Annotated in this window: 15 protein-coding genes and 1 riboswitch; of the genes, 5 read left to right on the top strand and 10 right to left on the bottom strand. The window is 44.5% G+C overall.

Annotation, left to right across the window (positions count from 1 at the left end; translation table 11 throughout):
• Positions 1-13: 13 nt before the first annotated feature.
• The 4 genes from gatB to G414_RS0102010 are packed head-to-tail and all read right to left on the bottom strand — an operon-like array spanning position 14 to position 4654.
• The gene (gene gatB / locus G414_RS0101995) at positions 14-1459 is read right to left on the bottom strand and encodes an Asp-tRNA(Asn)/Glu-tRNA(Gln) amidotransferase subunit GatB (RefSeq protein WP_022791198.1); all 1446 of its coding nucleotides are present in this window, start codon (positions 1457-1459) and stop codon (positions 14-16) included.
• Complete coding sequence (gatA, locus tag G414_RS0102000; protein WP_022791199.1) at positions 1459-2916, bottom strand: Asp-tRNA(Asn)/Glu-tRNA(Gln) amidotransferase subunit GatA; 1458 nt, start codon at positions 2914-2916, stop codon at positions 1459-1461. The genes gatB and gatA overlap by 1 nt, the downstream gene beginning before the upstream one ends.
• The gene (gene gatC / locus G414_RS0102005) at positions 2916-3227 is read right to left on the bottom strand and encodes an Asp-tRNA(Asn)/Glu-tRNA(Gln) amidotransferase subunit GatC (RefSeq protein ID WP_022791200.1); all 312 of its coding nucleotides are present in this window, start codon (positions 3225-3227) and stop codon (positions 2916-2918) included. Before gatC ends, gatA begins: the two co-directional genes overlap by 1 nt.
• 38 nt (positions 3228-3265) lie before the next feature.
• Complete coding sequence (locus G414_RS0102010; RefSeq protein WP_022791201.1) at positions 3266-4654, bottom strand: RsmB/NOP family class I SAM-dependent RNA methyltransferase; 1389 nt, start codon at positions 4652-4654, stop codon at positions 3266-3268.
• Between the two features lie 188 nt (positions 4655-4842).
• Between G414_RS0102010 and G414_RS0102015 the strand changes: the two genes are divergently transcribed.
• Positions 4843-5718 carry a LysR family transcriptional regulator gene (locus G414_RS0102015; RefSeq protein WP_022791202.1) on the top strand — a complete coding sequence of 292 codons (876 nt, stop codon included), beginning with the start codon at positions 4843-4845 and terminating at the stop codon, positions 5716-5718.
• A gap of 29 nt (positions 5719-5747) precedes the next feature.
• On the opposite strand, the gene G414_RS0102020 is transcribed toward G414_RS0102015, so the two are convergent.
• The 6 genes from G414_RS0102020 to G414_RS0102045 all read right to left on the bottom strand — a co-directional run bounded on the left by G414_RS0102020 (position 5748) and on the right by G414_RS0102045 (position 10684).
• Entirely contained in the window at positions 5748-6596 is an 849-nt protein-coding gene (locus G414_RS0102020; protein WP_022791203.1) for a Cof-type HAD-IIB family hydrolase, read from the bottom strand.
• Positions 6597-6659: 63 nt separating this feature from the next.
• On the bottom strand, positions 6660-7592 hold the full coding sequence (locus G414_RS0102025) for a DUF4097 family beta strand repeat-containing protein (RefSeq protein ID WP_022791204.1): 933 nt from the start codon (positions 7590-7592) through the stop codon (positions 6660-6662).
• A 4-nt stretch (positions 7593-7596) separates the two neighbouring features.
• Positions 7597-8241 carry a DUF1700 domain-containing protein gene (locus G414_RS0102030; RefSeq protein ID WP_022791205.1) on the bottom strand — a complete coding sequence of 215 codons (645 nt, stop codon included), beginning with the start codon at positions 8239-8241 and terminating at the stop codon, positions 7597-7599.
• Positions 8241-8555: a PadR family transcriptional regulator gene (locus G414_RS0102035; protein ID WP_022791206.1), complete on the bottom strand. Its 315-nt coding sequence runs from the start codon at positions 8553-8555 to the stop codon at positions 8241-8243. The genes G414_RS0102030 and G414_RS0102035 overlap by 1 nt, the downstream gene beginning before the upstream one ends.
• A gap of 131 nt (positions 8556-8686) precedes the next feature.
• Positions 8687-9676, bottom strand: coding sequence for an aldo/keto reductase (locus G414_RS0102040; protein WP_022791207.1), 990 nt, complete (start codon positions 9674-9676; stop codon positions 8687-8689).
• A gap of 33 nt (positions 9677-9709) precedes the next feature.
• Positions 9710-10684 carry a ribose-phosphate diphosphokinase gene (locus G414_RS0102045; protein WP_022791208.1) on the bottom strand — a complete coding sequence of 325 codons (975 nt, stop codon included), beginning with the start codon at positions 10682-10684 and terminating at the stop codon, positions 9710-9712.
• A gap of 249 nt (positions 10685-10933) precedes the next feature.
• Between G414_RS0102045 and G414_RS0102050 the strand changes: the two genes are divergently transcribed.
• The 4 genes from G414_RS0102050 to G414_RS0102065 all read left to right on the top strand — a co-directional run bounded on the left by G414_RS0102050 (position 10934) and on the right by G414_RS0102065 (position 14748).
• Positions 10934-11872 (top strand): dihydroorotate oxidase, encoded by a 939-nt coding sequence (locus tag G414_RS0102050; protein ID WP_022791209.1) that lies wholly within the window; start codon positions 10934-10936, stop codon positions 11870-11872.
• Between the two features lie 23 nt (positions 11873-11895).
• Positions 11896-11983: riboswitch (TPP riboswitch) on the top strand.
• Positions 11984-12104: 121 nt separating this feature from the next.
• Positions 12105-12662: an ECF transporter S component gene (locus G414_RS0102055; protein WP_022791210.1), complete on the top strand. Its 558-nt coding sequence runs from the start codon at positions 12105-12107 to the stop codon at positions 12660-12662.
• A 12-nt stretch (positions 12663-12674) separates the two neighbouring features.
• Entirely contained in the window at positions 12675-14093 is a 1419-nt protein-coding gene (locus tag G414_RS0102060) for an ATP-binding cassette domain-containing protein (RefSeq protein ID WP_022791211.1), read from the top strand.
• The gene (locus G414_RS0102065) at positions 14083-14748 is read left to right on the top strand and encodes an energy-coupling factor transporter transmembrane component T family protein (protein WP_022791212.1); all 666 of its coding nucleotides are present in this window, start codon (positions 14083-14085) and stop codon (positions 14746-14748) included. Before G414_RS0102060 ends, G414_RS0102065 begins: the two co-directional genes overlap by 11 nt.
• Positions 14749-14763 lie beyond the last annotated feature (15 nt).

Consider the following 14763-nt stretch of genomic DNA (forward strand, 5'->3'; position numbering starts at 1 on the left):
TCATTACCCCTTGTTATTCAGGCTTACGCGCTTGTAAAGCCGTCATCAACAACTGGTTAACCACGCTAGGGTTGGCGTTTCCATGAGTAACCTTCATAATTTGACCAATCAAGTACCCAACAGCCCGATCTTTACCACCATGAAAATCAATGACTGATTGTTCATTAGCATCCAGTACTTGGTCAATAATTGGTTGCAGGTCCTTAGGGTCAGATAATTGCTTAAGTCCCTTTTCTTCAACAAAGGCGATTGGGTCTTTACCTTCTGTGATAGCTGTAAAGACTCGTTTAGCCATCTTTGTTGAAATCGTCCCATCCTCAATCAAATTAATCATGGCAGCCAAATGGGCTGGTGTTAACTGGGTATCTTCTAAGTCTACTTGCTTTTCATTAAGATAAGCATTAACATCCCCCATCAGGTAATTAGCCGCCCGTTTTGGATTAGCACCTGCCGCAACCGTTGCATCAAAAAAGTCTGACATTGCTAAGGTTTGTGTTAAGACCTTAGCATCATAGGGCTCTAATCCTAGAGTACCAACGTAATGAGCCCGCCGTTCAGGGGCTGACTTAGGCAAACGTTGTGCAACCTCATCTACCCATTCATCACTCACCTTAATTGGTGCCAAATCTGGTTCGGGGAAGTAACGATAATCATCTGCCGTTTCCTTTTCCCGCATCAAAATGGTCCCCCCAGTTGCTTCGTCATAACGACGTGTCTGCTGGCGAACAGTACCCCCGGCTAAATAGATTTTGGCTTGTCGTTCTTCTTCAAAAGCCAAACCTTTACGCACATAGTTAAAGGAATTCAAATTCTTCAATTCTACCTTAGTGCCATACTGATCCGAACCTACTGGACGAATGGAGATATTAGCATCCACACGCATTGATCCTTCCTGCATTTTCACATCAGAGATACCGGTAAATTGAATTGCTTCACGCAGGGCTTCTAAATAGGCGTAGGCCTCTTCTGGACTATGTAAATCTGGTGCCCCAACAATTTCAATCAGTGGTGTTCCTTGGCGATTCAAATCAACATAAGAATAACCATCAGTCCCGTGCGTGTTCTTACCAGCATCCTCTTCCACATGCAATTCAGTAATGCCAACCCGCTTTTTCTCACCATCAACTTCAATCTCTAACCATCCCTCGCGGCCAATTGGTGTTTCTTGCTGGGTAATTTGATAGGCCTTGGGATTGTCAGGATAAAAGTAATTTTTACGGTCCCAATGTAAATCACGCGTCACGGATGCATGCAGAGCAGTAGCGGCCATCATCCCATATTCCAAAGCCCCTTGATTAGCCTGTGGCAAGACGCCTGGATAGCCCCAGTCAATCACATTGGTCTTTTGGTTAGGCTGGGCCCCATATTCAGCTGGCGCAGGTGACATCGCCTTAGACTGCGTTTTTAATTCAATATGCACTTCTAACCCAATTGTTGTTTCAAAATTTGGCACAGTCATTAGTGTTCACCTCCAGGAATTTGCTCATATAACTTAGTCGCCTGTTCAAAGGCGTAACCAACTTGGTAAAGGGTTGCTTCGGCAAAGGCGGCACCAATTAATTGCATTCCAACTGGCAGTCCATTAACAAAGCCGGCATTGATGGACATGGCTGGTAAGCCAGCCATGTTAACTGGAATCGTCAACGCATCATTCATATAAGTAACTTCAGGATCATCTGTGTTTTGTCCAAAATCATAGGCCACGTTGGGTGCAGTTGGCGCCACAATGATATCATAATCAGCAAAAACACGTTGGAAATCCTCAATCATGAGCGTACGCACCTGAGCTGCCTTTTTAAAGAAGGCATCATAGGAGCCGGCAGATAAGGAATACGTTCCTAACATAATGCGCCGTTTAACCTCAGGGCCGAAACCTTGTGAACGTGATTGCACATAGACCTCCTCTAAGGTCTTGGCATCACTCGCCCGGTAACCGTAGCGAATACCATCGAACCGTTGCAAGTTAGAGGATGCCTCAGAAGACGCTAAAATGTAATAAGCCGCTACCCCATATTTGGTATGTGGCAAACTAACGGTATCAACACTAGCTCCAAGCTTAACGAGTTGATTAATAGCGGCCTTTACAGTCGCCTGAACATTTTTGTCCACCCCAGCACCAAAGTACTCACTAGGAACCGCTACTTTTAAGCCTGACAAATCAGTTGTTAACTGGGCTGCATAATCAGGAACTGGCCGATCTGAACTGGTTTGATCCTGATCATCATGACCGGCCGCTGCAGCTAAGACGTAAGCATTATCCTTAACTGTCCGCGTTAAAATTCCCACCTGATCAAAAGATGACCCAAAGGCAATCGCACCAAAACGGGAAATTCGACCATACGTTGGTTTCATACCAACAATGCCATTAAAGGCCGCTGGTTGACGAACTGACCCTCCGGTATCGGTACCCAAGGCAAATGGCACTTGACCTGTAGCAACGGCCACGGCTGAACCACCTGATGACCCACCTGGTACCTTTGTTTGATCCCAAGCATTCTTTGTTTCTTGGAAATAAGACGTTTCCGTCGTAGACCCCATGGCAAATTCATCCATGTTTAGCTTTCCCACACCAATGGCCCCATGCTTTTTTAAGTTAGCAACCACCGTTGCATCATAAATGGGCACAAAATTAGCTAACATTCGTGAAGCTGCTGTCGTCAATACACCTTTGGTCACTAAGTTATCTTTAATCCCATATGGAATCCCTGATAAAATTTCATCTGGATCTACACCCCGTTCATCGAGAGCGCGTGCTTGAGCCAACGCGGATTCATCCATCACCGTAATGAAAGCCTGATACTTTGAATCAATTTTAGCAATATTATCTAGCGTAGCAGTGACTAATTCTTCAACGGTTAATTCCTTAGCCACCAACTGGGCATGTAATGTTTCTAAATCTGTTTTGAAGAAATTCATTATTTATCAGCTCCTTCATCAATAATTGCTGGGACCTTAATCAGATCTCCTTCACGTTCAGGGGCATTCGCCAATAAAGCCGTGGCTTGCTGTGCATCAACAGCAACATCAGCGCGTAACACATTTTGTACGTCACTTGGGCTATACGTTGGTTTGACTCCAGTCGTATCAACTTCGGCCAAGGTATTCACTAAGTCGAAAATTTTTGCTAATTGTTCCGTCATTGAAGCTGCCTCTTCTGGTTGCAGCGTTAATTTAGCTAAGGAAGCCACTGCTTCTACTTCCGTTTTGCTTAACGGTTCTTGTGCCATGTCTTCTTCTCCCATCTTTCCTGTAGTCGTCATAAACTCTATTTTACCGCATCTTGCTCAGTCGTGCGGGCTAAAAAGCGGAGGCCTTTCGGGTAAAAGTTTTTTATCTGCCGATCAACCCGTTTACCAAAACCAGTTCCAAATCCATTAATGGTTAGCAAAAGCCAGCCCTTACCAGGATCTTTTGCTTGGGCAGGCAGCATAAGTACATCGCCATGCACATAATCACGCCATTGCTGGTCGGTTAAAGCATACTGATGACGAAAAGCTGCTACTGGTAGTGCGAGCGCTAAAGCCAAGCTAGGTTCAAAACGTTTCTTTTTAAAGGTTCCCAAATGTAATCCTGGTCGCAATACGTGTAACTGTTTTAAGGAGGGCGTCCCTTCTGGTAAACGGTATAACTGATCACCAAAGGCATAAAGTACACCGTCTAAGGGTTCGCGCAAGAGCTCCTTTGCTAGCGCGTTCCAACTTTGCCTTTGCTCAACAGTCAAATTAGTCCGTTCAACATTGCCTTGTGACTGATCAATCTCAGCCGTAGCAGAACGATGTAACTTAGCCATAAAGTGTCCCTCTCCAGCTAGATGATGTGGGAAAAGCCTTAAGGTGTCGGCCAACGCTGGGTTACCGTCTGCCCATTCTGGGCGACCGGCATCAACCCCTTCAGGTCGTGCTACTGGGACAATTGATAAATCAGGATACGTCTTCAATGCCCAGGCAATAACCTGTTCATCCTCTTCTGGGGCAAAGGTACAAGTGGAATAGATAAGGTCGCCACCTGGCTTTAACATCTTTAGTGCATCCGTTAAAATCTCTTTTTGGCGGCGTGCATTTTCAGCTGGATAATCAGGATGCCAATATTGAATCGCTGCTGGATCCTTTCGGAACATCCCCTCGCCTGAGCAAGGTGCATCTAAAACAATAGTATCGAAGTAACCAGGAAAATGCTGGCTCAAGGTTTGTGCATCATGATTGGTTACCAGTGCATTACGAATACCAAAGCGTTCAACATTTTCTGAAAGTATTTTTGCTCGCTTATAGTTAATTTCATTGGCCACTAGTAGGCCTTGCCCCTGCATAAAGGAAGCTAGATGGGTAGTTTTGCCACCTGGTGCAGCTGCTAGGTCTAGGACCCGGCTACCCGGTTTAGGGGCCGCCAACTCGGCCACCAACTGGGCTGAAGGTTCCTGTGAATAAACCTGTCCAGTGGTATGAGCCGGTGAATGGCCATCTATCTGACCGTAGTAGCCAAAACGACTCCATGGAACAGGCACCGCTGTGTCTGTATCGGCAACTGATTGTTCCTTTAAAGGATTGATGCGGTAAGCTTTGCTCGGCTCAGCCTGCAAGGCCGCTAAAAATGATTGGGCTTCTGGTCCCAATAAAGTTTGATATTTCTCAATAAATGCCGTTGGTAAGGCAGTCATAGTCGTCTCCTTTTAGGTATAATCGTTTACTATTTTACCATGCTTAGACCTAACTGCCTATGTATCTTAACGTTAATGGCAGCCCCTTCCTATTTATCAAGGCTGTTGGCCTGAACATGGTATACTAAGATTAGCTATTATTTAGGTCATTACCCACAGCCAGGGTATTAACTATGAAGGGAAACATTATGGAAATCCGCACATTAACCTCCTTTATTGAAATCGTCCATACCGGCACCATATCGCAAGCTGCTAAAAACTTACAACTTAGCCAGCCAGCCTTAACCAAACAACTACAGCAATTAGAAGGCGAGTTGCATACACAACTAATTGATCGTAGTCATAGTCCCTTAACGTTGACGCCGGCTGGCAATTATTTAGCCAAGCAAGCAGAAAAAATTCTATCCTTAACTCACCATACCGTAACCAACCTTACGACTAATAAAACCATGGCTGGCACCATCACTATTGGTGTGCCTTCAACTCAGAACCTGGTCCTGCTTTTAACAGCCATTCAAAACACGCAGACTCATTACCCAGATATTCACTTTACTTTGGTTAACGGCAGTGCTGATGATTTACGTTATCAGCTGAATGAAGGCGCCCTTGATTTCTTATTTGCGCTTAATCCACCGCGTAATGTTCGTTACGATCAGATCAGCCTGCCAGGCAGCGATGAATGGGGCGTTATTCTACATGTATCTCACCCCTTAGCTAATCAATTGGCACTGAGCCCTACTGATGTCAAGGACGCGCCCCTGGCAATTCCTGCTCAATCTGACCTTCAAGACCAACTCAGTCTTTGGTTGAACCAACCCCTCGAATTTTGTAATACCCCCATTACCTACCATAACCAGCAAGACCTGATTCCCTATCCGCAGATTAACCATCGTGCTATTCTGTTCGCAGTTAAACCACTGTCATTACCAGCTGATTTAGTTTGGCGACCATTAATGCCCGCTGTCACCACACCCACTGCGTTGGTTTGGCGCAAACATGACTTGCCACAACCTATTCAGCAAGCCTTCTTAGCCACCTTAACTGACCTCATTAACCAAAACTAAAAAGGTAGGATCACAAGGATCCTACCTTTTTATATTAAGTTAAATTCACGTTCTAAATAACGAGCCAATCCATCCTCTTCATTACTAAAAGTCGTAATATCGTCCGCAATCGCTTTTAAGCGTGGGTTTCCATTCTTCATTACTACTCCGTGGGCTGCCCCAGCAATCATAGCATAGTCATTTAATTCATCTCCAAAGGCATAAACTGCCTCCGAGGAAATACCAAAACTATCTTGCAACCGCTTTAAGCCAGTATACTTATCAACATCCGTTAGGGCTAAACTCATAAGACAAGAATTATCTCCCCACGCTTGCACTTGAACATTCACATTAGGATGTGCTTTCCTTAGATAAACCGCAACCTTAGACTGATTCTGTTTAGCTACATAAAGTACTAGTCCGTTCACCACTGGTACAGTTTGGTCTTGAAGCGTAGACAAACTAGGCAGGGTGTCATCTTGAATCGGGAAAAAGAGTGGTTCATCAGGTTCTAATAAACGAAAATCGCCCTGCGCCCCTTGATTGTTTACCCGCCAAGTACCAGTCTGATTTTCAAGAAGTAACGCTTCAATTCCTAAACTAGCTTGATGGTCCAGCAAATCTTTGACTACCGGGTCAGCTAAGGGAAATGAATAGCTATCCGTCCAATCATAGTTGGGATGAAAGCCGAGACCACCATCAAAATTAATCATCGGACTGGTTAACGCTAATTCTTGATAAATAGGCAAGGCTAGGCGCGTTGAACGGCCCGTTATAATGGCTACAAGGTGTCCGTCTCCCTGTAACCGTTGTAAGACCTGTCTCGTATGTGCACTTACCCGGCCTTGATCATTTAATGTGGTCCGGTCTAAATCAATAGCAATTAATGCGCGTTTCATCCTTTTCCCCTAACAAAACTTTTTAAAACAGTATAACGGTCACTAAGCTAGTCGACAAGTCCCCTAATCTTCTTCCTTTCCATGACCTAACTGATTAACTTTGACTTCACCGTCACGGACCAGGATGGACAGTGCTTGATTAGCATCTCCTTGGGTAATCTGATGGGCCTTAGTTTTCCCATCCACATGGACTTCATAATCTGCATCGTTTTCTGCCCCATCATGGTGCCCATTATAATCTGTCCCTTGGTTTAAACTGACATGCCCATCAGCTGAAGCCTGCAAATTATAACCGGGTGCTTGTACCTGATCTAAATCAACCCTACCGTCACGCAAATCAATAGCACTAGCCGTTTGCAAAGCCAAGTGCTTACCATAAACAGAACTATCACGGCCCTTAACCGTTAATGCTTTGAGGGTGACATTATCTAAGCGTAGGCGACCATCGGCTGTCTGCCCTTCTAAATGATCACCCGCAAAATTATCAAAGGCGACACCTCCGTCCTGGCTCAAAACGGTCGTGGCCTGGGCCGTTAAATCATTCACCCGAATACCACCATCTGTCGTTTTTAATGTTAAGTTAGCTAAGCGATAATTTTTAGGTACCGTAATCACCACATTATCGTCATCATCCCCGACTCCTTGCCGGTCAAAAGCAAAAAGAAAATGGTCATTTACATTACCCTTAGGTGCCTTAACCGTTAACGTCGCTCCTTTTTGACTGGCACTCGCCTGCCGTCCATCAATTGATACCTTGTCAACGGCCCACTCGGCACCAGTTTGAATTTTAATTGTTTCTTGTTGAGCATCTACTACCAGATGCTTAATTTGATCACCTTGCTCAAAGACCTGGTGCTGTTGGCGAATTTTTATCAGTTTGGGACCTTGCCGCTGCCAAGTCACATTCAAATTAGCCTGTCCATAGCTGAAGCCCATTATGAGGGCTCCCGTCACAAACAATCCACTTCCAATCAATAATGGCTTTTTTAATTGCATACTATTACTCCTCTCCTAGGTCTGCTGCTGAACGAAGGCTTTGTTGAGTACGATGCGTAATAAAGCGTCGTCCAATCCATTTAATTCCTTGCATAAAGACCTCAAATAGCCACTTCGTTAAGTTCCAAATAATAGGTCCACCAATCAGAGTTAGACCAGTTAATGCAAAGCCAGTTCCAATGAAGAAAAGGCCAGTTGGAATTGATTGTCCCAACAATAAAAGACCATTAATTAAGGCAAACACTCCACCAGCTAAGGTCATAATAATCGCGGCATAGATACCAAAAATCATCATGAAAAATAGCATTAAAGCGACTAAAATGACAATAATCAAACCAATAGCCACTGGAATCAAAACAGGGCTAGCAAATAAGCATAAGACAATCAATAATAAGATGTTACCCCGGGTTCGGGTTCGTGACTGTGGCTCAGTAGCCGCCCGTTTGGCTTCGTCATCAAGATTCATCATATACTCAAGCCGCAGGGTGCGAGCAAATTGTTTTGGTGTTCCATATTTTTGAACCACTTCATCTAACGAATAGCCTGCATCCATAAATTGCTCATCATAAAAGCGCAACATATCGTCCTGATCGGCTGTTGGAATGCCATTCAAATGATTTCTTACTTGTGCTAAATAGTCATCAAACATCACTTTTCCTCCCCCATTAACAATGTATCAACTGCGAGCCGAAAGTCCTGCCATTGGGTTTGCAATTCATGCAAATGAGTCAAACCAGTGTCCGTAATATGATAGTAACGTCGAATCCGTCCTTCATAAGGCTCATCATAATTCGTTAAAAAGGCATGCTTTTTTAACCGACGCAAAACAGGATACATTGTTGATTCACTTACCTTCAGTTTTTCTTGAACGGCTTTCGTAATGACATATCCATAGGTGTCTTCTTTAGCTAAAATTGCTAAAACGGTACCATCTAGGATGGCCGTGGGAACCTGAATATCCATGGGCCTACCCCCTCCACTATATGTTATTTTCTCTATAGTATGATATTACACCAGCTATACTAATAATTCAAGCCTTACCAGGTGCAGCCCATAAAAAAGGATTCTGCTTAAGCAGAATCCTTTTTTAACTTTTATTTAGCTAACACTTGCTCAATTGCCGCTAATTCCTCTGGCGTAAAGGCTAGATGTTCCGTTGCCTTAACATTCATTTCCAAATGTTTAATTGACGTTGCCCCAAAGACAATTGAACCCACCCGTCGGTCACGTAGCAGCCAGGCCATAGCCATTTGAGCTAAGGTCTGTTGCCGATTTTCAGCAATGGCATTCAATTCATTTAACTTACGTACTGTGGCTGCTGGGTCCTTTGCAACAAAGGCATTGACACGATGCAAAAATGAGGTATCTGTCAGCCCATTTAAGTAACGATCGGTTAACAAGCCTTCTGCCAATGGCCCGTAGGCAATTAAACCTGCATGATGCTGATCGAGGATATCCAACATCTGATCCTCTTCAGCCTGCCGATTCAACATGTTATATGAAATTTGATTTCCAATAAAGGGCGTATGTAACTCTTCAAAAATAGCTGCAATCTCAGCTACTTCTTTGGCACTGTAATTAGATACCCCAACATACAAGGCCTTTCCTTGTCGAACCAAGAGATCCAAGGTTTCAGCAGTCTCACGCAGATTGGTATTTGGGTCCCAACGATGAGCATAGAAGATATCTACATAGTCTAAATGCATCCGTTGCAAAGACAAATCTAAGGCATTGACCAACGTCTTCTTACCAGAAAACTCACCTAGTGGTCCAGGCCACATGTGGTAACCAGCCTTGGTAGTAATCACCAGTTCATTTCGGTAAGGCTTTAAATCACTTTGGTAAACTGCTCCAAAGGTATCCTCTGCCGTGCCATTTGATGGACCATAATTTGAAGCATTATCAAAGGAGAAAATCCCCAAGTCAAATGCCTTTAAAATGACTTTCTTTGAATCAGCTAAGGGACGCTGATCGCCCATGTTCCGCCAAAAACCCAAAGACATATCTGGCAAGATAAGTCCCGAATCAGACACCCGTCGATAGGGCATAATATCGTAGCGATCTCCTGCTGCTGCATAAACCATTAGTTAGTCCTCCTTTTACTATGCCACAAGGTCTCACTTAACAACTTTATAGTCATCGGCCTGGGCAATTTGATACTTATTTAATGTACGTTCTTCGTGTATCGCCTCGATGGCGTGCGCCAACATAGGGGCAACCGAGAGCACGGTCAATTTATCAGATTGGTTAGCATTAATGAGTGGAATCGTATCCGTCACAATAATTTCGTTAATATCATCATCAGCGGCTAAGCGTGCGCCTGCTAATTCAGAGAAGACCGGATGGGTAGCCACCACACGCACACTTTTGGCCCCGTTAGCCCGTAAAGCACGAGCAGTTACTTCCATACGCTGGCCAGAATCAATAATGTCATCAATAATAATGGCATTTTTACCAGTAACATCGCCAACAATTGCCTCTGGTGATGCAGGAGTTTCCTTGGCGACCAAATCATTAACCACGCCCCAAGGAGCATCTAATAAATCGGCAAAATTACGTGCCCGACCAGCACCCGTATGATCCGGTGACACTACGACCAGGTCCTCAACTAACTGATTTTGCTTAAAATATTCACTCAATAAAGGCGCCCCTAACAAATGATCAACCGGGACATTAAAGAAGCCTTGTAATTGAGGAGCATGGAAATCAATTGAGATTACCCGGTCAGCACCGTTCATCTCCAATAAAGAAGCAATCAACTTTGCTGTAATAGGCTCACGTGCCTTTGCCTTACGGTCCGATCGACCATATCCAAAGTAAGGAATCACCACATTGATGGTCTTAGCTGATGCGCGCCTAAGTGCATCAATTACAATCATGATTTGCATAAAGCTGTCATTAGCCTCTACTGCAATCGGTGAGACTACAAAGACATCAGCCCCCCGCACACTCTCTAACACACGTTCATAAATCTCGCCATCTGCAAAGGCCTGTATATCAATCAGTCCCAGCTTTGTGTGTAGTTCTTTGGCAACCGCCTCAGCCAATGCATGATTGGTCGATAAACCGAAAATTTTCAACTGAGATTTCAAAAACTCATCCTCCTGAGCCTAATTCTAATTGGCTCTGTATCCCTACCAACAGTGCTCATTCTTTTTATCTGATTTAAGTTTAGCAAAAAATACGCTTAGTGACCATGCCTATTTAGTTCTTCTCCAGGTAAAACGAACATGCTGGCCGATTTATCCCTACAAGGTTTATGTAGTTTTTTATTAAAATAATGTCTTATAAGTAAAAGTATGGTAAAATCAGTTAACTATTTTTAAGGAGACAGTATAACCATGACGAATTTGACAGCGAGCATCGCCGGTTTTCACTTCCAAGACCTACTTTTAAATGCGGCGGGGGTTCATTGTGAAACCACAGAAGAATTGGAAGCCCTCCGCAAAGCAACTGGTACAGGGGCGCTAATTACCAAAAGTGCCACCCCTAAACCACGTCCAGGTAATTCAGGGCTGCGTTACCAAGATCTACCGCTAGGCTCCATTAATTCGATGGGCCTACCCAACCAGGGGCTTTCCTATTATTTGGACTATGCTAATCACTATCACGATCAGCAAAAACCACTCTTTTTATCGATTGCCGGTTTAACTCAAGCTGATAACCTAGCAATGCTAGCTGATATTCAAGCCAGTGAATTTACTGGTTTAGTAGAACTGAATTTATCTTGCCCCAATGTACCTGGCAAACCACAAACGGGCTACGATTTTGAAGCCACCCGTCAGATATTAACAAAGGCCTTTACCTTCTTTACTAAACCCCTAGGGGTCAAACTGCCACCCTACTTTGATCTTGCCCATTTTGATCAGATTGCCGCGATCCTTAATGCCTTCCCCCTGGCTTATGTCAATAGTATCAATTCTGTTGGTAATGGCCTGATGATTGATTCGAAAACTGATACGGTCATGATTGCACCTAAAGGCGGTTTTGGTGGCCTAGGCGGTGCCATGGTTAAAGCGACCGCCTTAGCTAACGTCCACGGTCTGCGGCAGCGCCTTAACCCAACGATTAAGGTCATCGGTACCGGTGGTGTCCAATCCGGACGCGATGTTTATGATCTAATCTTAGCTGGGGCTGACTTAGTCGCTGTCGGAACTAGCCTCCATCAAGAAGGTCCGGCCGTTTTTCAACGTTTACGAAGTGAATTAATCGCTGAAATGGACCGTAAAAACTATACTGAAGTTGACCAATTTCGAAATCGCTTGCAAACATTAAACTAAGCTTATATACTAAGCGTAGCGAACTAACCTTGCTGGGGTGCCTAATGGCTGAGATTTACCCATGAACCTGATCCGGATAATACCGGCGTAGGAAGCTAGGTTTGTTTATTTAGTAATGTTCATAAATAAACAAGACCTTGTCATCATCACCAGCAATGTGCTGTTTTTGACAGGGTCTTTTTTTGTAGTCAGTTCAGTCAAGGCGTTCGCAAATAATTAGGAGGTTGTCGCTATGCAAAAAGCACAACAACATTCAGGGTGGTCTTTAAAAAATGTCATTTTTTTGGCCATCATCGCTATTTTCTTTGGAGTGATTTATCAACTTTGGGGCTACGCTTATTATGTCCTGGCTGCTACCCCACTCAAGCCGTTTGCCAATGACTTGACCTTAGGTGTTTGGTTGATGGCTGGTCCCTTAGCTGGTCTATTAATTCGACGTCCCTTCGCCACTACGATTGGTGAAGTCCTAGCAGCCACTGTAGAAATGTTCCTCTTTTCAAGTTGGGGGGCTAGCACCATTTTATCTGGGTTCATTCAAGGAATCGGTAGTGAACTCGGCTTTGCCTTAACAGGCTATCGGAACTGGGACAAAAAAGGCCTCGCCCTATCAGTCTTAACGGCTACCATTGTGACCTTTATTTGGGATCTTTTTAATAGCGGTTATATCGATTACGCCCTGCCCATGTTACTGACTCTCTTTATCGTGCGCTTGTTATCAATTGCTTTCTTTGCCGGAGTTCTAGTTTACTGGATTAAGCAACTGCTTGATCGTACAGGGCTGTTAAACTAAGTGAGGTGTGGCATGGAAACCCGTCTACTAGCCCATGATTATACCTTCAGTTATCAAACTGGTGGCCAGCCTGAACTAAAACACGTTTTCTTTAACCCGGATCCTGGTAGTTTTAACCTACTCGTTGGCCCTTCTGGTTCAGGAAAATCGACCCTTCTTAAATCATTAGCGGGACTATTGCCGCCCTTTGGTGGCGAGGTGTTATCAGGCCAGGTCCTTTTAAATGGAGAAGCCATTACCACCATCGCACCTTTTGAACGCGCTAAGCGGGTGGCCTTCTTATTTCAAAATCCTAGCCGTCAATTTGCTATGCGCACGCCAATTGGACAATTAACCTTTGCCTTAGAGAATATCCAGCTTCCAGCAAATGAAATTACCAAGCGTATTGAGCACGCCTTTACTCAACTTGATATTCATCAACTGGCCCAGCGTGACTTACTTACCTTATCAGGTGGCGAGAAACAAAAGGTAGCCTTAGCGGCCACCCTCGCCTTAGGTAGTTCCTACATTCTCTTGGATGAACCCTTTGCTAGTGTTGATCAGTCATCGCGCAGCCATCTCTTGACCATGCTTAAAGAACTCCAGACTAAGGCTGGTAAAACCATTATCTTAACTGACCACGATTTAAGCGGTTACCGCGATCTAGTTGACCAACTCTACCAAATTGATTCAAAAGGCCAGCTCATAAGCCTTAATCCAAAAAAGCTAGTAAACGAGGCCCCTACCGCTGGGGCTTTTTTGAACCATTATCAGGCAACCGGGCCCTTAGATTGGCAGCAGTTGTCAATCACGCTTGGTCAGCGCCAACTGATGAAAGCCAATGATTTTACCTTAGCGCAAAATCAGCTTGGCTTGCTTAGTGGTGACAATGGCGTTGGCAAATCCACTTTCTTTAATGCCCTGACCCACCAACGTCCTTACCAGGGCTTGGTTAACTGGCAGAAAAAAGACAGTCGGCGTATCGCCTTTAAACGATGGGCCTTAACTGTAGGCCTTGTGTTTCAAGATGCCAGTGATCAATTTGTCACCCTAACCTTAGCTGAAGAGATTGCCTTTTCTAAAGCTCATACGCGCTTACCAGACTATTGGACTAATCAACGCATCCAAGCGGCGCTAACCAGTTTGAACTTGCAGCCCTTCCAAAACCACTCCCTTTACCAACTTTCTGGTGGTCAACAAAAAAAGGCACAAGTCTTAACCATGCTGATTATGGGCCAACCAGTTCTGCTCTTTGATGAGCCACTGGCCGGCTTAGACTATGACTCAATTCAGGCATTAATGCGCTTAATAAAAGCTACCATTCAGGATAACCACTTGTCTGGACTCATGATTTCTCACCAACGGGCTGGGCTAGCTAACTTTGTCGACTACGAACTCAACCTTAAGCATGCTAACCTAACGCTTAACAAGGGGGCTACCAATGAAACTTAATCCTACTGTTATCTTGGTTATCATGCTTGGCATTGGTGTCCCTATGTCGTTTGCCCAATCAATTTGGTTGAATTTAGGGGTCATCGTCCTCGCAACAGCCTATCTTATCAGTCAGCCCATTCGCTGGCGAACCGTTTTTTGGGTACTATTACTGGCCCTTCCGATGGCCATTGGAACTGCGTGGTCCTTTTTAGCTTTTGGCCGTGGTGACACATGGCACAGTGCTGCCCTCTACTTTACCCGTATTTATGCGTATATGTTCTTGGGCATGACACTGACATTAACAGTTAAAATTACCACCCTTATTTTTAGTCTCATTAACCATGCCGGTCTACCGACAACCTTCGCTTATGGTATCTTAGCTGCCTTCAATCTACTGCCACGGGTAAAACGTCAGGTACAACTCATCCGTTATTCGGCCAACCTGCGGGGAATTAGCTATCATTTATGGCAACCACAGTTGTATTTCAAGGCCATTCTTAGTGCCCTGCAATGGTCAACTGACCTGGCACAAGCGATGACAGTTCAGGGCTTTTCGGAAGGCTATCCGCGGACACAAACATATCAAGACCCCTTACCCGTCTGGCAATGGTGGTTGGCAACAAGCCTGATTTTACTTTATCTTGCAATCGCTATCTTTGGTGGATTACCCTAAGTTAGCCTAGACCTA

Origin of the sequence: Weissella halotolerans DSM 20190 (assembly GCF_000420365.1) — a bacterium.
In the GTDB taxonomy this organism is placed as follows: Bacteria; Bacillota; Bacilli; order Lactobacillales; family Lactobacillaceae; genus Weissella; species Weissella halotolerans.